Here is a 16,667-nt window from a genome sequence, read left to right as displayed (position 1 = left end):
TCCCGACGCACCACGAACGGAGCACGTACGTGACGACAACGGACACCAGCATCGCCGCCGCAGAGGCCCACAGCGCGCACAACTACCATCCGCTGCCGGTCGTCGTCGCCACCGCGGAAGGCGCGTGGATGACGGACGTCGAAGGCCGCCGGTACCTGGACATGCTGGCCGGCTACTCGGCGCTCAACTTCGGGCACGGCAACCGGCGGCTGCTCGACGCCGCCAGGGCCCAGCTCGACCGTGTGACGCTGACCTCACGCGCCTTCCACCACGACCGGTTCGCCGACTTCTGCACGCAGCTCGCCGAGCTGTGCGGCATGGAGATGGTGCTGCCGATGAACACCGGCGCCGAGGCGGTCGAGACGGCGGTCAAGACCGCCCGCAAGTGGGGCTACAAGGTGAAGGGCGTCCCGGACGGACGCGCGAAGATCGTCGTCGCGGACGGCAACTTCCACGGGCGCACCACCACGATCATCAGCTTCTCGACGGACGAGGAGGCGCGGGCCGACTTCGGGCCGTACACGCCCGGGTTCGAGATCGTTCCGTACGGCGACCTCGCCGCGATCGAGGCGGCCGTCGACGAGCACACGGTCGCCGTCCTGCTGGAGCCGATCCAGGGGGAGGCGGGGGTGCTGGTGCCGCCGCCCGGCTATCTGGCGGGCGTGCGGGCGCTCACCCGGGAGCGGAACGTCCTGTTCATCGCCGACGAGATCCAGTCGGGGCTCGGACGGACCGGCCGCACCTTCGCGTGCGAGCACGAGGGTGTCGTGCCCGACATGTACGTCCTCGGGAAGGCGCTGGGGGGCGGTGTGGTGCCGGTGTCGGCGGTCGTGTCGTCCGCGGCGGTGCTGGGCGTCTACCGGCCCGGCGAACACGGGTCCACCTTCGGTGGGAACCCGCTGGCCTGCGCGGTGGCGCTGGAGGTCATCGCGATGCTGCGCACCGGCGAGTACCAGCAGCGCGCCACCGAACTCGGCGACCACCTGCACCACGAGCTCGGCCTCCTCACCGGTTCCGGCCCGGTCGCGGCGGTGCGGGGGCGCGGGCTGTGGGCGGGGATCGACATCGCCCCGGGGCACGGGACGGGGCGCGAGGTGTCGGAGCGGCTGATGGACCGGCGGGTCCTGGTGAAGGACACGCACGGGTCGACGATCCGGCTGGCGCCGCCGCTGGTGATCTCGAAGGAGGACCTGGACTGGGGGCTGGAGCAGCTGCGAGCGGTTCTCGCGGGCTGAGGTCCGCCCCGGCCGGTTCGTGGGTCGGGGGCCGGGCCCTCCGGGGCGGGGCTTCGAAATCGACTGTTTACGGGCGTGGCCGCCCACAAATAGCTCGGCAGCATTTCGAAACCCCACCCCTGCGGACCCGTCCCCCTCACGTCCAAGCGCCGCCTGCGGATCTAGGGTCAGCGCATGGTCGTGGGAATGCTCTGCGCGCTCGGCGCAGCCGTTTGTTTCGGGATTGCCTCGGTGTTCCAGGCCGTCGCGGCGCGGGCCGCCACGCCCGGGAGCGGGTCCGGGGTGGATGCCCGGCTGCTGATGCGGGCGCTGCGGCAGTGGCGGTACGTGGCCGGGCTCGGGCTCGACACCGCCGGGTTCGCGCTCGAGCTCGTGGCGCTGCGGGTGCTGCCGATCTACGCCGTCGGCGCCGCGCTGGCGGCCAGCCTGGCCGTCACCGCGGTCGCCGCCGCGCGGATGCTGAAGGTGCGGCTGAGGGGCGTCGAGTGGGCCGCGGTGGCCGCCGTGTGCGGCGGGCTGGGAATGCTGGGGCTCGCGTCGGGGCGGGAGGGCGACGGAGTCGGGAGCACCGCGCTGCGGTGGGGCGTGCTGGCCACCTCGTTCGCCGTGCTGGGGCTCGGCGTGATCGCCGGGCGGCTGCCGGACCGGGCGCGGGCCGCCGCGCTGGGATTCGGCGCGGGGATCGGGTTCGGGGTCGTCGAGGTCTCCGTGCGGCTGGTCGACGATCTGTCGCCGGGCGCCGTGCTCACCAATCCGGCGGCCTACGCGCTGCTCATCGGCGGCGGCGCCGCCTTCCTGCTGCTGACCTCGGCCCTGCAGCGCGGCTCGGTGACCGCCGCCACCGCCGGAATGGTGATCGGCGAGACCGTCGGGCCGGCCCTGGTCGGGGTGATCGCGCTCGGCGACCGCACCCGGCCGGGGCTGGCACCGCTGGCGTTCGCCGGCTTCGCGCTCGCGGTGCTCGGCGCGCTGGCCCTGGCCCGGTTCGGGGAGGGCGGCGCGCCGCCGGAGAGCGCTTAGCGGGCGGCGGGCGAGAGGCGGGTGGTGACGCCGATCCGGTTCCAGGCGTTGATGGTGATGCACATGGCGATCAGCCGGGCCAGCTCGGCCTCGTCGAACTGCCGGGCGGCCTCGTCGAAGACGTCGTCCGGGACGCCGTGCTCGCCGAGGCGGGTGACGGCCTCGGAGAGGGCGAGGGCGGCGCGCTCGCGGGCGGTGAAGAAGGGCGTCTCGCGCCAGACCCCGATGCCGTGGAGCTTCTGCTCGGACAGACCGAGCTTGCTCGCGTCGTGGGTGTGCATGTCCAGGCAGAAGGCGCAGCCGTTGAGCTGGGACGCGCGGATCTTGACCAGCTCGGCGACGACCGGGTCGAGGCCGTGGGCGGCGGCCTTGTTGAGCGCCACGATCGCCTCGTAGACGTCGGGGCGGCCTTCATCAGGTTGATGCGCTGGGCGGGAGCGGGGACGGGGGTCTGGTCGTTCGAAGTCATGGCTCCACGCTAAGCGGACAGTGGCCCCGTCGCATGGTCCACTTGGAGGATGAACGACTGGGCCATTTCCGGGGTCGACCTCCATCTGGACCTGACCGCAGGCACCGGTGCGCGGGCCGGTCTGGAGCGGGCGCTGCGCGAGGCGGTACGGGACGGCCGGCTCGCCGCGGGGACCCGGCTGCCGTCGTCGCGGGCGCTGGCCAAGGATCTCGGTCTGGCCCGCAACACGGTCGCCGACGCGTACGGCCAGCTGGTCGCGGAGGGCTGGCTGGCCGCCCGGCAGGGCTCCGGCACGCAGGTGGCGGGCAGTGCGCCGCCACCCCGCCCGGCCCGCCGCCGGGCCGTGCCCGAGCAGGCGGGGCTGCTGCTGCTGGGGAATCCGGCCGCCGACGGCTACCCGTACGATCTGCGGCCCGGCAGCTCCGACCTGTCGGCGTTCCCGCGCGGCGCCTGGCTCGCGGCGGCCCGCCGCGCCATGGCCGCGGCGCCCAACGAAGCCTTCGGCTACTCGGACCCGCGCGGGCGCCCCGAGCTGCGGGCGGCGCTCGCGGAGTATCTGGCGCGGGTGCGCGGGGTGCGGGCCGATCCGGAGCTGATCCTGGTCTGCACGGGGTTCGTCCAGGGGATCGGGCTGCTGGCCCGCGCGCTGCGCGACCGCGGCGCCCGCCGGATCGGCGTCGAGGAGCTCGGCTTCCCCGACACCCGCCGGATCCTGCGCACGGCGGGCCTCAGCACCGTCGAACTGCCCGTGGACAGCGGCGGCGCCCGGCTCGACGGGCTCGGCCCGCACGACCGCCCGGCGGCGGACGCGGTGCTGCTGACGCCGGCGCACCAGTTCCCGGCCGGCGCGTCGCTCTCGCCCGAGCGGCGCACCGCGGTGGTGGAGTGGGCGCGGGCCACCGGCGGGACCGTCATCGAGGACGACTACGACGGTGAGTTCCGCTACGACCGCCAGCCGGTCGGCGCGCTCCAGGGGCTCGCCCCCGGCCAGGTCGTCTACGCCGGGACCGCCAGCAAGAGCCTGGCGCCCGGCATCCGGCTGGCCTGGCTCGTCCTCCCGCCGACGCTCCTCGACGCGGTGGTGGCCGAGAAGCGGTCCGCGGACCGCCACTCCCCCGTCATGGACCAGCTCACGCTCGCCGAACTGATCCGCTCGGGCGGCTACGACCGCCATGTGCGACGGATGCGGCTGCACTACCGCGGGCGCCGCGACCGGCTGGTCGCGGCGCTCGCCGCGCACGCCCCCCGGGTGCGGGTGTCGGGCATAGCGGCGGGGCTGCACGCCGTCCTCGAACTGCCGCCCGGCTCAACGGCGATGAGCGACCTCGTCGCCCGCGCGGGCCGGGCGGGCCTCGCCCTCGCGGGGCTCGACGCCTACAACGGCCCGGCGGACGGTCCCGGCGCCCTGGTCGTCGGCTTCGGCACCCCGCCGGAACACGCCTTCAACGGCGCGCTCGACGCGCTGTGCGCGCTGCTCGCCGGAGCGACCGGCGACGGCCGCTGATCATCCGCCGGACGGGCAGTGGCCGGTCGTGCAGAACGACGACAGCAGGTTCCTGAAGACCTCCTGGTGCGCGGTCCAGTCACCGTCCGGGCCCGCCACCAGCAGCGCGTACTGGACGGTGCTGGGGTCGGTGAAGGCCTGGACGACGACGTGCCGGACGGTGCCGTCGGCACGGATGTAGCTGTATTCGAGCTGGGCGGGGTCGCCTGCACCCGATCCGAGCTGCTGCAATCCGATCCGGTGGTAGCCGGGGTTCTTCGACACCGTCACCTCCGTCGCCACCAGGGACTCGTACGGCGTCGTCTCGGGACCCCGCAGCGCGAACACCTGGATCAGGCTGTTGCCGTCCGCCGTCTTGTAGAAGACGCTGTCGCCCTCCGTGCTGCGCTGCCGGCCCTCGGGAACGTCCAGGGTGAAGCCGGCCGGGTCGGACGTCCGGACGTAACCGGCCGGCGCCGTGCTCCGGCCGTCCGTGCTCGGGCTGTACGAAGGCGAGTCGGTGGTCGACTCCGACGGGGTCCCCGGATCGGTCGTGCCGTCGGTCGGGCCGTCCGTCGACGGCTCGTCGAAGGGCGGTGAACTCGACCCGGGCTGGGCGCCCTTGTTCCCGTCCTGGTGGCGCAGCAGCGCCCAGCCGCCGAATCCGAGGCCGGCCACGAGCACCACGGACGCGACGACGGCCGTCAGCACGGTCGCGCGCGACCAGCCCGGCGGCGGTCCCGGTGGCGGGCCCGGGGGCAGGCCGGGCGGCGGGCCGAACGCGGGCCCCAGGACCGGTTCGTACCGCGTCGCGTCGTGCGTCGTCGGCCGGTAGACCGGCGGCGGCGGGTACACCGGAGGCTCGTAGGGCTCCTCCCGTGGGTACACCGGAGGCTCGTACGGCTCCTCCGGTGGCTGCCCGGTCTGTGGGCCCCGCACCCACTGCTGCCGGTCCGCGTCCCAATGGCTCATGTCGGCCCCCTCCTCATCCGAGCAGCTGGGCGATGGCCTGGACGACGGCGAAGGCCGACGCCAGTCCGCCGGCCGCGGTGCTGCCGCTGATCAACAGCGACCGCAGCCGCTCCAGCCGGCCGCGCTCGGCCCGCCCGGTCCGGTCGATCGCGCCCGCGACGTCCGCGAGCTCCCCCTCGACCTCGTCGAGACCATCGTCCTCCGTCCGGGCCAGCAACGGCAGTTGTGCGCGCAGGAGTCTGACGGCCGTCATCAGTTCGGGGGACGCGGAGATCAGCTGCCGTGACGCGTCGACGGCGCTAGCCTCCCGGCCGGCCGCGACCGCGCCGCCGGTCATCGTCCCGACGCTGATCCCGCCGGGGCCGGGCGGCGGCACCGCCGGGGCGGCCGCGGGACCGTCGTCCGGCGGGGGTGATCCGATCCGCTCGGAGCGGTCCTCGGCCGAGGACCGGTAGCCGCTGGCCACCGCCCCGCCCGACAGCCGCCCGACGGAGACCCCGCCACCGGCGTCCCGCGCGTCACCCGCCGCCGGCTCCGGTGCCTCGTCGTCCTCGGCGGGCTCGTGCCCGCCCCGGTCCGTCGTCATTTCCCGTCTCCCCCCGTCGTGTTGCGTGCCTGCGCCCCGCTGCCGGCGGCCACCGCGCCGCCGCTCATCGACCCGATGTAGACGCTGCCGTCGCTCACCTGCACGATCTGCTGCTCGAAGCGGTCCGTCTCGTACCCCTGGCCGCTCAGCGCGTCCCGCACCCCGCTCGCGATCCGGTCCTGGATCGTCTTCACGTAGCGGCTGATGTCCATCTCCTGGAAGAGCGAGACCTCCTGCGAACTGCCCATCTCCCGCACCGAGGTCGTGGGCCCGTCCGGCAGCGCGCGCTGCGCGTCGGCCAGCCAGGTCCTGAACACGGCCGTGAGCGTACGGACGCTGGAGACCGCGGCGGCGAAGCTGGCGGTGGGGCCGGTCAGCAGGGCGCGCACGCCGTCGCGGAGCACGTCCTCCGAGCCGCGCCCGGCGATCACGTCGACCGCCCGGTACTCCGGTCGGATCGGGCTCAGGATGTGCGGCGCGACCTCCAGGACGAGCATCCCGCCCTGGGTGTGCACCCGGACCAGCAGGGACACCACGACCTGCTCGTCCCAGGCGCCCACCCGGATCCGCAGGAAGTGCCGGCGGGCCTCGCCGCCCTCGTCGACCGCGTCGGCCAGGTGGCGGCTGACGACCTGCTGCTCGTAGGAGACCTCGCCGCGCGGCACCCCGACCGGCAGATAGACGAACTCCTCGATCTCCAGGTCCTTGAGCCGGTCCCTGCTGGTCTCGGCCGCCGACTGGCGCAGTGCTTCCAGCCGGGGCCGGATCAGCTCGATGATCGTGCGGCTGGTGAGCGGGGGCAGCTCCGGGTCCGCCGACGGCCGCCGCTTCAGCTCCAGCGCGAACGACCAGGGCTCGTACGGGGATCCCGCGCCGATGAACGGCCGGAAGGGGTCGTAGATGGTGAGCCCGGCGTGCTGCTCGCGCTCGATGGCCGCCCCGATGCGCCGGTAGGCGTCGCTGGTGGGCAGCTGGGCGCGGGGCAGGACGGCGAACCGCCCGCGGGCCAGTTCATGGCGCATCACGCCCGAGACATGGGCGCGGTGCATCCAGATCGGCACCACGAGCAGCAGCGGGAAGAAGACCGCCGGCCAGTCGGCCGCGCCGGTGGTGAAGAACACCGTCAGGGCGGCGATCCAGTAGACCGCCAGCAGCAGCCGCGGCCCGAGGGGCACCAGCTTGGTGAGCCGCCCGCGGCGGCCTATCAGGGCCTTGCGCAGGGTGGTGCGGTCCAGGGTGTAGACGGCGGTGCCCAGGCCGGTGGCGGCCCGCGCCGACCACAGCACCATGCACAGCAGCGCGTAGGCCAGCGCCCACGCCATCGGCAGACCCGGCACCGGACCGCCGGCGCCGAAGTCGACGGCGAGGAACAGCGCCCACCCGAAGAGCAGCAGCAGCGACGTCTGCACCTCCTCGCTGCGGGCGCGCAGCGCGTACGCCAGGACCGGGACGGCGTCGACGCCCAGCGACGGCGCGACCGGCCGCTCCTCGTGCTGGACCAGCTGCTCGATGACCTGGCTGCGGAAGTCGATGTCGAGATAGACCCCCGCGCACAGCAGGCGGGTGGCCTCCGTACGGGAGTCACGGTGCACGGGAACGGACATTCGGCCCCCGATCGTCGAACTCATGTCTGAACAACGCGAGTTGAGCGCAATCCGGAGTTCTCAGGATAAAGGACACGACCGCTGCCCGAATGGTTCCGGAGTCATATTCCCGTGCAACGCGACGGCCCGCCGCCGGTCCCTCTCGGGGACCGGCGGCGGGCCGTCGGGTGCTGTGCGTGAGGCGCTGGGCTCAGATGAGGCCGAGGGCGCGGACCGCGTCGCGCTCCTCCTCGAGCTCCTTCACCGAAGCGTCGATGCGGGCGCGGGAGAACGCGTTGATGTCCAGGCCCTGGACGATCTCGAAGGCGCCGTCCTTGGTGGTGACCGGGAAGGACGAGATCAGACCGGCCGGAACGCCGTAGGAACCGTCGGAGACGATGCCCATCGAGGTCCAGTCGCCGGCCGCGGTGCCGTTGACCCAGGTGTGCACGTGGTCGATCGCGGCGTTCGCGGCCGAGGCGGCCGAGGAGGCGCCACGGGCCTCGATGATCGCGGCGCCGCGCTTGGCGACGGTCGGGATGAAGGTGTCGGCGAGCCACTGCTCGTCGTTGACGACCTCGGCGGCGTTCTTGCCGGCGACCTCGGCGTGGAAGATGTCCGGGTACTGGGTCGCCGAGTGGTTGCCCCAGATGGTCAGGCGCTTGATGTCGGAGACCGTGGTGCCGGTCTTCTTCGCCAGCTGCGAGAGCGCCCGGTTGTGGTCCAGGCGGGTCATCGCGGTGAAGCGCTCGGCCGGTACGTCCGGGGCCGCGGCCTGCGCGATGAGCGCGTTGGTGTTGGCCGGGTTGCCGACGACGAGGACCTTGATGTCGTCCGCGGCGTTGTCGTTGATCGCCTTGCCCTGCGGCTTGAAGATGCCGCCGTTGGCGGAGAGCAGGTCACCGCGCTCCATGCCGGCGGTCCGCGGGCGGGCGCCGACGAGCAGGGCGACGTTCGCACCGGCGAAGGCGACGTTCGGGTCGTCGGTGATCTCGATGCCGCGCAGCAGCGGGAACGCGCAGTCGTCGAGCTCCATGGCGGTACCCTCAGCGGCCTTGAGACCCTGCGGGATCTCCAGGAGGCGGAGGTTCACCGGCACGTCCGAGCCGAGCAGATGGCCCGACGCGATGCGGAAGAGCAGCGCGTAGCCGATCTGGCCCGCCGCTCCGGTGACGGTGACGTTGACGGGGGTGCGAGTCATTGCCTTCTCCTGGCCTTTTCCTGCGGGAAATCTGGCCGCCCCGGCAGCGTCCCTAGCCCCGGAACGTGGGTCTCTCGGCATCAAGAGACCCGCCGTCAGGCTATCGCGCCACGGCGGAACAGTTGACCCGCCCCGGTGTGGCCCCGGTCACCGCCGCGCGATTTCCGGGCCGGCACCGGGATCAGCGCACCGAGAAGCGGATGATGTCCTCGAGGAACGGGACGTCCAGGATCGGATCCGGCTGCACCATCAGCGCCAGCAGCACGATGCCGGTACCGAGCACCACATACGTGATGACGTCGGTGAATCGGCTGCGCACGGCCAGCATGCCGACCGACGGCAGCGTGAACCGCAGCGCACCGCCCACCAGCAGCGCCGCGCCGACGAGCACCGTTCCCGCCCGGAAGTGATCGGCCGCGGTCAGCACCAGGCCGAGCGCGACCCCGCCGAGCACCACCAGGATCGGCCACTGCCGGGCCGGCGCGGAGGCGTCCCGGCCGGCCGCGCGGCCGCCGCCCTCGGGGCGGGCGGTGGTCCGCGTCCACAGCGCGTACCGGTGCGGCCGGGGAGCGGCCGCCGCCTCGCCCGCGGCCACCTCTCCGGGCTCCGGCTCAGCCGCCATGGCCCGCAGCCGCGCGCTCGGCAGCCTCGACGACATTGGCCAGCAGCAGCGCGCGGGTCATGGGGCCGACACCGCCGGGGTTCGGGGAGATCCAGGCGGCGACCTCGGCCACGCCCGGGTCCACATCGCCGACGATCTTGCCTTCGCCGTCGCGGCTGACACCGACGTCCAGCACGGCCGCGCCGGGCTTGACGTCCTCCGGCTTGACCAGGTGCCCGACTCCCGCCGCCGCCACGATGATGTCCGCCTGGCGCAGCAGCCCGCTCAGGTCGCGGGTGCCGGTGTGGCACAGCGTCACGGTGGCGTTCTCGCTGCGGCGGGTCAGCAGCAGGCCGATCGAGCGGCCCACGGTGATGCCGCGGCCGACGACGACCACATGCGCGCCGTTGATCTCCACCTTGTGGTGGCGCAGCAGCTGGACGATGCCGTTCGGGGTGCACGGCAGCGGGCCGGTCTCGTTGAGCACGAGGCGGCCGAGGCTCATCGGGTGCAGCCCGTCGGCGTCCTTCTCCGGGTCCATCAGCTCCAGGACCCGGTTGGTGTCGATGCCCTTGGGCAGCGGGAGCTGGACGATGTAGCCGGTGCACTCCGGGTTCGCGTTCAGCTCCCGGACGACCGCCTCGATCTCCTCCTGGGTGGCGGTGTCGGGCAGTTCGCGCTGGATGGAGCCGATGCCGACCTGCGCGCAGTCGCGGTGCTTGCCCGCGACATACCATTTGCTGCCCGGGTCCTCACCGACCAGCAGGGTGCCAAGACCGGGCACGATGCCCTGGGCCTTGAGCGACGCCACGCGGGACGTGAGATCGGACTTGATCGCGGCTGCGGTGGCCTTGCCATCGAGAATCTGGGCGGTCATGACCCCATCTTTCCGGATGGGGGGTCCCGCCGACGAATCCGGGCCTCGGATCGTTATCCGATCCCCGCCTCCGGCCGCGTCTTGACGCGCCCTTGACCCCGTGGCCGATCCGCCGCCACCGCGCGCCTTGCGCTGCCGCCACCGCGACCACGACGATGTGCCCCTCGTCCCCACGCTCCACGTCCCCGCTCGGAGGAAACCGCACGTGAGCTATCCGCCCGGCCCCAACAACCCTTACGGCCAGCCGCAGCAGCCGCCCCAGTCCCCGCAGGGGTACGGCTACCCGCAGCAGCCGCCGCAGTTCCCGCAGCAGAACCAGGGCCAGTACGGGTACCCGCAGGGCGGCCTGCCGCCGGGGATGCCGCCGCTGGCGAGCTGGGGCGCACGGGCCGGCGCCACGCTGCTGGACTTCCTGATCGTCGGCCTGGTGCCGACCGTCCTGCTCGCCGTGGGCTACATCAAGTTCCTCAAGGTGTTCGTCGACGCGGTCGACAAGTGCGACGCGGCCAACACCGACACCTGCCCCGTACCCCCCATGCCGGGCAGCTCCCTCGCGATGATCGCCATCGGCGGCATGCTGAGCCTCGCCGGCACCCTGTGGCTCTGCTACCGGGAAGGCTCCACGGGTCAGACCCCCGGCAAGAAGATCGCCGGCATCCACCTGCTGCGCGAGGCCGACGGCCAGGTGCTGGGCTTCGGGATGGCGTTCGTCCGCCGGCTGTGCCACGCCCTCGACGGGATGGCCTGCTACATCGGCTACCTGTGGCCGCTGTGGGACGAGAAGAACCAGACCTTCGCCGACAAGATCATGCACACCGTCGTGGTGAAGCGCCCGTAGAACGGCGACGGCCCGCACCCCCGAGGGGGTGCGGGCCGCTCCGCGTCTCCGCCGGTCAGTGGAAGAAGTGCCGGGTCCCGGTGAAGTACATCGTCACGCCGGCCTTCTTCGCCGCCTCGGCGACCAGCTCGTCACGGACCGAACCGCCCGGCTGGACCACGGCCTTGACGCCCGCCGCGAGCAGGATCTCCAGCCCGTCGGGGAACGGGAAGAAGGCGTCGGAGGCCGCGTACGAACCCCGCGCCCGCTCCTCGCCGGCCCGCTCCACCGCGAGCTTCGCCGAGTCCACCCGGTTGACCTGCCCCATGCCGACGCCGACGCTGGCGCCGCCCTTGGCGAGCAGGATCGCGTTGGACTTCACGGCGCGGCAGGCGCGCCAGGCGAAGGCCAGGTCCGCCAGCTCGGCGGCGTCCAGCGCCTCGCCGGTCGCCAGCGTCCAGTTCGCCGGGTCGTCGCCCTCGGCCTGCAGCAGGTCCTTGACCTGGACCAGCGCCCCGCCCTCGATCGGCCGGTACTCGCCCGAGCCGCTCGGCGCGTCCGCGCAGCGCAGCACCCGGATGTTCTTCTTGCGGGACAGCACCTCGACGGCGCCGTCCTCGTACGCCGGCGCGACGATGACCTCGGTGAAGATCTCCGCGACCTGCTCGGCGAGCTCCACGCTCACCGGACGGTTGACCGCGATCACCCCGCCGAACGCCGACAGCGGGTCACAGGCGTGCGCCTTGCGGTGCGCCTCCGCGACATCCGCGCCGACCGCGATCCCGCACGGGTTGGCGTGCTTGATGATCGCGACGCACGGCTCCGTGTGGTCGTACGCGGCCCGGCGCGCCGCCTCGGTGTCCGTGTAGTTGTTGTACGACATCTCCTTGCCGTGCAGCTGCTCGGCGCCCGCGAGGCCCTTGCCGCTGCCGTCGCTGTAGAGCGCGGCGGGCTGGTGCGGGTTCTCGCCGTAGCGCAGCACGTGCTGCCGGGTGAGGGCGACGCCGGTGAAGTCCGGGAACGGGCTCTCGTCGGCCGCGTACCCCTCGGCGAACCAGATCGCCACCGCCAGGTCGTACGACGCGGTGTGCTGGAACGCCTCGGCGGCGAGCCGCTTGCGCTGCGTCAGGTCGAACCCGCCGTCCTTGACGGCCGCGATGACGTCCGCGTAGTGCCCGGGGCTGGTGACGACCGCGACCGAGGGGTGGTTCTTGGCGGCGGCGCGGACCATCGAAGGCCCGCCGATGTCGATCTGCTCCACGCACTCGTCGGGCGACGCGCCCGAGGCGACCGTCTCCTTGAACGGGTACAGATTCACGACCACCAGCTCGAACGGCTCGATGCCGAGCTCGGCCAGCTGCCGCTGGTGGTCCTCAAGACGCAGGTCCGCGAGGATCCCGGCGTGCAGCTTGGGGTGCAGGGTCTTGACCCGGCCGTCCAGGCACTCCGGGAAGCCGGTGACGTCCTGGACCGGCGTGACGGGCACCCCGGCGGCGGCGATGCGCGCGGCGGTCGACCCGGTCGACACCAGTTCGACGCCCGCCTCGTGCAGTCCGCGCGCCAGCTCCTCCAGCCCGGTCTTGTCGTACACACTCACCAGCGCGCGGCGGATCGGCCGCTTCGTACCTTCGGCGCTCATGCCGGAATCAATACCTTTCGTCCCTCAATGCGATACCCGTCGCGAGCCAGCCGCCCCACGACGTCGACGAGCAGCCCTCGCTCGACTTCCTTGATGCGCTCATGGAGCGCTTCCTCCGTGTCATCCGGCTCGATGGCCACCACCCCCTGGGCGATGATCGGGCCGGTATCGACGCCGTCGTCGACGAAGTGCACGGTGCAGCCCGTCACCTTCGCGCCGTACGCGAGCGCGTCCCTGACGCCGTGGGCGCCCGGGAAGCTCGGCAGCAGCGCGGGATGCGTATTGACGAACCGTCCCCCGAACCGCGCGAGGAACTCCTTCCCCACGATCTTCATGAAGCCTGCCGAGACCACCAGGTCCGGCCGGTGTTCCGCCGTGGCCTCCGCGAGCGCGAGGTCCCACCCCGCCCGGTCGGCGTAGTCCTTCACCTTCACCACGAAAACCGGCAGCCCGGCCCGCTCCGCCCGCTCCAGACCGGCGATCCCGTCCCGGTCGGCACCGACCGCCACGATCCGCGCGCCGTACGCGGGATCGCTCTCGATGACATCGAGCAACGCCTGCAGATTCGTCCCGGAACCGGAGACGAGAACGACTAGACGAGCCGGGGTTTGCGCAGCCACTGGCGGGGCTCTCTCTCGAGACCGTGCGGATTTGGAGGATCGTATGAGCCGACGGATCCCGCGATTCGGGGAACCCTACGAGGCCGTCGGCCGTCAGCAACGATACCGGCACGCGAAGGTCCCCCCACGGGACGGGGGAGCGCGCGGACGGTAGCGTCTTCCGCAGGAACAGCAATCGCGCGCCCTGCGCGTGACGCATACGACATGAGGAGTCGACGGCAAGGGGATGGCGCTACCAATCATGAGCAGCGGACAGATCACTATCGCGCTGCGTGCGCCCGAGGGCGATCAGCAGGACAACCCGTTCGCCCCGCCGCCCGAAGGCGCCCCCGAACAGCCCTGGCAGCCGCGGCGCCCCGAAGGCACGCCCGAGGACGACGACAGCACCCCGCCGCCTCCGCCGCCGCCCGGCTGGGGCGGCCAGTGGAGCAACCAGCAGCCCGGCCGCCAGGACGGCTTCGGCAATCGCCCCAGCGGCCCCGAAACCCCGCCGCAGCCCACCGGCTCACGCTTCGACCCCACCGACCCCGCCCAGCGCCGCTCCCGCTACGCGCTGGTCTGCGGCGGCTGGGCCCTGATCTTCGCGATCCTGCACTGGACCGAGATCGGCCTGCTGCTCGGCGCCCTCGCCCTCTACTGGGGCATCAGCGCCCTGCGCATGAAGCCCGAGACCCGCGCCGCCGCCCGCGCCGAAGCGGCAGCGGCCCTCGCCGCGTCCGGCGCCGACACCCCCCGCCCCAACCCCTCAGCGAACCCCGCCTCCCAGCGGTCCTTCGCGGCGGCGGCCTGGAGCGGCATCATCACGAGCGCGGTCGCCCTGGCGATCGTCGCCGCGAGCTTCACCCTCCAGTTCGTCTACAACGACTACTACACCTGCAAGCGCGACGCCCTCACCGCCCCGTCGAGCGAATCCTGCAAGGACCTCCTCCCGAAGCCGGTCCGCTCTTTCCTGGGCAACGACGGGTAGCCCTCCGGACGGGCCCTTCCCCCCCCAACCTCCCGCCGGATGCCCCCACCTCTCGCCTGCCGGCGGGGGCGGGGTACGCCGCCGCCACCGCCACGCCTGCGGCGGGCTCTTCCCCACCCACCTGCCCTTTGCCCTACCGGCGGGGGGACGGGCGCTGCGCCCCGCGATACGCCCGTCGGCAGGGGTGAGGGCACATCGACACCCGCCCCACCGTTGCGCCTGCGGCGGGCTTTCCCCCACCCTCCCGCCCTTTCGCCTGCCGGCGGGGGTACGGGCGCTGCGCCCCGAGATACGCCTGCCGGTGGAAGCGGTCGGTGGCACATCGCCCCCCGCCCGCCCTTTCGCCTACCGACGGGACCGGACTCCTGCGGGCCCGCGGCCGGAGCGGGCTTGGCGCCCACCCCGGGGCTGTGACGTGAGGGGACCGGGGCCGGAGGGGTGGGGTTTCGAAATGCTGCCGAGCTATTTGTGGGCCGCCAGGCCCGTAAATAGTCGATTTCGAAGCCCCACCCCGCAGGACCCGGGCACCGACCCGCTCACTCCGCCGGCGGAACCACCGGCGGCACCACCGGCATCGGCGGCATTTCCGGAACCTCAGCCACCGACTCCGGCACCGGAACCGGCACCGGCACCGGAACCGGAACCGGAACCAGCACCGGCACCGACCGAGACCACGACCACCGCCACCGAAAAACCCCCCGCACCTTCCCCCACCGCTCCCCCCAAGACACCGGCTCCGCCGGAACCGGCACCCGCACATGCCACCACCGCACCCCCACCGCACCCGCCACCCCCACCACCAGCGTCCACCCCAGCGCCGCACCCCCCGCCGCCCACCACCTCGGCCCGAAGTCCGCGAGGACGGCCGAGCCCATCGGGCCCGCCGACCAGCCGGCGAGGAGCCCGGTGGCCGCGCCGCAGCCGAGGGCGGCGAGGGCGGCGACCAGCGCGGTGCGGGCGGGGCGCCAGGAGCCCGCCGCGGCGGCGCCGCCCACGAGCCAGGCCGCACAGAGTCCGGCCAGCACCGGAAGACCCAGCACCGCCCAGCTCAGCGGCGTCGCACCAGGCGCGGGAAGGGCCCCGAGCAGCGGAAAGTTCGGCACGGCATCAGGCCAGGAGGATCCGGGCCCCGGCCCGGACGCGCCCAACCCTGCCGGAGCCACGACACTCCCGGCGCCCACCGCGAACCCCGGCCCCAGCGCGTACGACGCACCCCACACGGCCATGTTCGGCACCAGCGCGAGAGCGACCAGCAGCACCGCACACCGCCCCGAGAGCGGAGCACTGAGCTGCGCGAACGAATGTCCGACCAATCGTTCATGCCAGACGAGCGAGGCCCCGCCCAGCAACGCGCCGCCCCCGACGAGCACGGCGGTGGAAGCGGCGGCGGCACGGAGGGCGGCCGGCAGACCGCCCGCCGGAAGCGTCAGCCAACGCGGCAGCGAGAGTTCGTCGAGCCACCGGCGTACCGCCCGGGGAAGCGCGACCGCAGGTCGCCCGCACCCGGACCACGCGCCGGCCCCGGCCGCGAGAACGGCCACGACCGGCAGATGGAGCAGCGCGCTGAGCGGATCGCTGCGCACCTGCCCGTAGGAGGTGTAGAGCACGGCGCCGACGCCGACCAGCAGATATCCGGCGACGAGCCAGCCCGCGGCGGCAGCCGCGACCCGAGGCTCCGTCGGCCCACCGGAACCACGGGAACCACGGGAACCACCGGAACCGTCACCACCCTCGACCGCCCCCTCCCCCTCCCCCTCGGGAGGAGAAACCGCATGGGCCGCGGCCCGGTACAGCAGCCACCCGGGCAGCACCGTGAGCAGCAGGGGCGTGACGCCGACCGGCGCGGGCAGCCCGGACAGCGTGTCGGTCCGCAACAGGCTCGCGCCGTGGGCCAGCAGCCACAGGTCGGCGGCGATCCGCAGGGCCCCGTCGAGGCCGCTGTCCGGGAACGGTGCGCTGATCCACAGGAAGAGAACGGTGACGGCGAGGGCCCCGAGCCCGAGACCGGCCGCGACCACCCCGCCACTGAACGCGGCGGCCGCCGCGGAGGCGCGGCGGGCGTCCGCGGCACGCTCGGGCAGGCTGGGGAAACCGTCCGTCATGTGGGTCACGTCGACCCATGGTGCCAAGAACACACCGATTTGAGCGGGTAGCGGGCGAACGCCCGTCGTGTCGCGCAATATGACTTTATGCGTCTTTTCACACAATCGTGCGTACGGGGATTCGAAGGCGGTCGGAGCGGCTGTGTGAGGTCGGGCACGTGACGGCGCGGAAGGCGGCGAAGCAGGCCTCTACCGCCAAGAAGGCCGCGAAGACGGTGAAGACCTCGGCCGAAGAACGTCCCAAGCGCGCCAGGACCCGCACACGCGCCGGCTCACCAGCGCCGAAGCCCCAGGCGAAGCCCCAGCCCAAACCGGAGCCCAAACCGCAGCCGAAGCCAGATCCCCGGTCCGAGTCCCAGCCCCGGTCCGAGTCCCAGCCCCAGCCGCCCCAGTCCCAGCGGTCCCCGTCCCAGCCCCGGCGCGCCTCTCCGTCCCCCACCCCACCTCCACCCCAGACGAACGCTCCCGAATCCTCACACCTCGTCACCCGTGCGG

At 73.2% G+C, this 16,667-nt stretch carries 15 protein-coding genes; 5 read left to right on the top strand and 10 right to left on the bottom strand.

Going from position 1 to position 16,667, the window contains the following annotated elements; all coding sequences use genetic code 11:
* Nucleotides 1-29: 29 nt before the first annotated feature.
* Entirely contained in the window at nt 30-1,235 is a 1,206-nt protein-coding gene (gene rocD, locus LNW72_RS24575) for an ornithine--oxo-acid transaminase (RefSeq protein ID WP_250977351.1), read from the top strand.
* A 174-nt stretch (nt 1,236-1,409) separates the two neighbouring features.
* Nucleotides 1,410-2,255: a hypothetical protein gene (locus LNW72_RS24570; protein WP_250977350.1), complete on the top strand. Its 846-nt coding sequence runs from the start codon at nt 1,410-1,412 to the stop codon at nt 2,253-2,255.
* Here the strand turns inward: LNW72_RS24570 and LNW72_RS24565 are convergent.
* Nucleotides 2,252-2,638: a carboxymuconolactone decarboxylase family protein gene (locus tag LNW72_RS24565; protein WP_250977349.1), complete on the bottom strand. Its 387-nt coding sequence runs from the start codon at nt 2,636-2,638 to the stop codon at nt 2,252-2,254. The two genes, LNW72_RS24570 and LNW72_RS24565, sit on opposite strands and share 4 nt — an antisense overlap.
* A 135-nt stretch (nt 2,639-2,773) precedes the next feature.
* On the opposite strand from LNW72_RS24565, the gene LNW72_RS24560 reads away from it, so the two are divergent.
* Nucleotides 2,774-4,228: a PLP-dependent aminotransferase family protein gene (locus LNW72_RS24560; protein WP_250977348.1), complete on the top strand. Its 1,455-nt coding sequence runs from the start codon at nt 2,774-2,776 to the stop codon at nt 4,226-4,228.
* Here LNW72_RS24560 and LNW72_RS24555 read toward each other — a convergent pair whose 3' ends face one another.
* The 6 genes from LNW72_RS24555 to LNW72_RS24530 form a co-directional block, all read right to left on the bottom strand.
* Nucleotides 4,229-5,179 carry a hypothetical protein gene (locus LNW72_RS24555; RefSeq protein WP_250977347.1) on the bottom strand — a complete coding sequence of 317 codons (951 nt, stop codon included), beginning with the start codon at nt 5,177-5,179 and terminating at the stop codon, nt 4,229-4,231. It lies immediately after the preceding gene.
* 13 nt (nt 5,180-5,192) lie between these two features.
* Nucleotides 5,193-5,765, bottom strand: a complete 573-nt coding sequence (locus tag LNW72_RS24550) for a hypothetical protein (protein WP_250977346.1) — start codon at nt 5,763-5,765, stop codon at nt 5,193-5,195.
* Nucleotides 5,762-7,369, bottom strand: coding sequence for a hypothetical protein (locus tag LNW72_RS24545; protein WP_250977345.1), 1,608 nt, complete (start codon nt 7,367-7,369; stop codon nt 5,762-5,764). The genes LNW72_RS24550 and LNW72_RS24545 overlap by 4 nt, the downstream gene beginning before the upstream one ends.
* A gap of 190 nt (nt 7,370-7,559) precedes the next feature.
* A complete protein-coding gene (locus LNW72_RS24540) occupies nt 7,560-8,549 on the bottom strand; it encodes a malate dehydrogenase (RefSeq protein WP_250977344.1) in 990 nt (329 codons plus the stop codon).
* A gap of 181 nt (nt 8,550-8,730) precedes the next feature.
* Nucleotides 8,731-9,171, bottom strand: coding sequence for a DUF3017 domain-containing protein (locus tag LNW72_RS24535; RefSeq protein WP_250977343.1), 441 nt, complete (start codon nt 9,169-9,171; stop codon nt 8,731-8,733).
* A complete protein-coding gene (locus tag LNW72_RS24530) occupies nt 9,161-10,027 on the bottom strand; it encodes a bifunctional methylenetetrahydrofolate dehydrogenase/methenyltetrahydrofolate cyclohydrolase (protein ID WP_250977342.1) in 867 nt (288 codons plus the stop codon). Before LNW72_RS24530 ends, LNW72_RS24535 begins: the two co-directional genes overlap by 11 nt.
* Nucleotides 10,028-10,232: 205 nt before the next feature.
* On the opposite strand from LNW72_RS24530, the gene LNW72_RS24525 reads away from it, so the two are divergent.
* Entirely contained in the window at nt 10,233-10,865 is a 633-nt protein-coding gene (locus LNW72_RS24525; protein WP_250977341.1) for an RDD family protein, read from the top strand.
* 55 nt (nt 10,866-10,920) lie between these two features.
* On the opposite strand, the gene purH is transcribed toward LNW72_RS24525, so the two are convergent.
* Nucleotides 10,921-12,483, bottom strand: a complete 1,563-nt coding sequence (gene purH, locus LNW72_RS24520; protein ID WP_250977340.1) for a bifunctional phosphoribosylaminoimidazolecarboxamide formyltransferase/IMP cyclohydrolase — start codon at nt 12,481-12,483, stop codon at nt 10,921-10,923.
* Nucleotides 12,480-13,103 carry a phosphoribosylglycinamide formyltransferase gene (gene purN, locus LNW72_RS24515; protein WP_138359403.1) on the bottom strand — a complete coding sequence of 208 codons (624 nt, stop codon included), beginning with the start codon at nt 13,101-13,103 and terminating at the stop codon, nt 12,480-12,482. The genes purH and purN overlap by 4 nt, the downstream gene beginning before the upstream one ends.
* Before the next feature lie 241 nt (nt 13,104-13,344).
* Here purN and LNW72_RS24510 point away from each other — a divergent pair, with 241 nt between their 5' ends.
* Nucleotides 13,345-14,070, top strand: coding sequence for a hypothetical protein (locus LNW72_RS24510; protein ID WP_250977339.1), 726 nt, complete (start codon nt 13,345-13,347; stop codon nt 14,068-14,070).
* A gap of 536 nt (nt 14,071-14,606) precedes the next feature.
* Here the strand turns inward: LNW72_RS24510 and LNW72_RS24505 are convergent.
* The gene (locus LNW72_RS24505) at nt 14,607-16,172 is read right to left on the bottom strand and encodes a DUF6350 family protein (protein ID WP_250980288.1); all 1,566 of its coding nucleotides are present in this window, start codon (nt 16,170-16,172) and stop codon (nt 14,607-14,609) included.
* Nucleotides 16,173-16,667 lie beyond the last annotated feature (495 nt).

The sequence above is a fragment of the Streptomyces sp. RKAG293 genome (assembly GCF_023701745.1).
Classification (GTDB): Bacteria; Actinomycetota; Actinomycetes; order Streptomycetales; family Streptomycetaceae; genus Actinacidiphila.
This window is presented reverse-complemented; position numbering and strand designations above follow the sequence as displayed.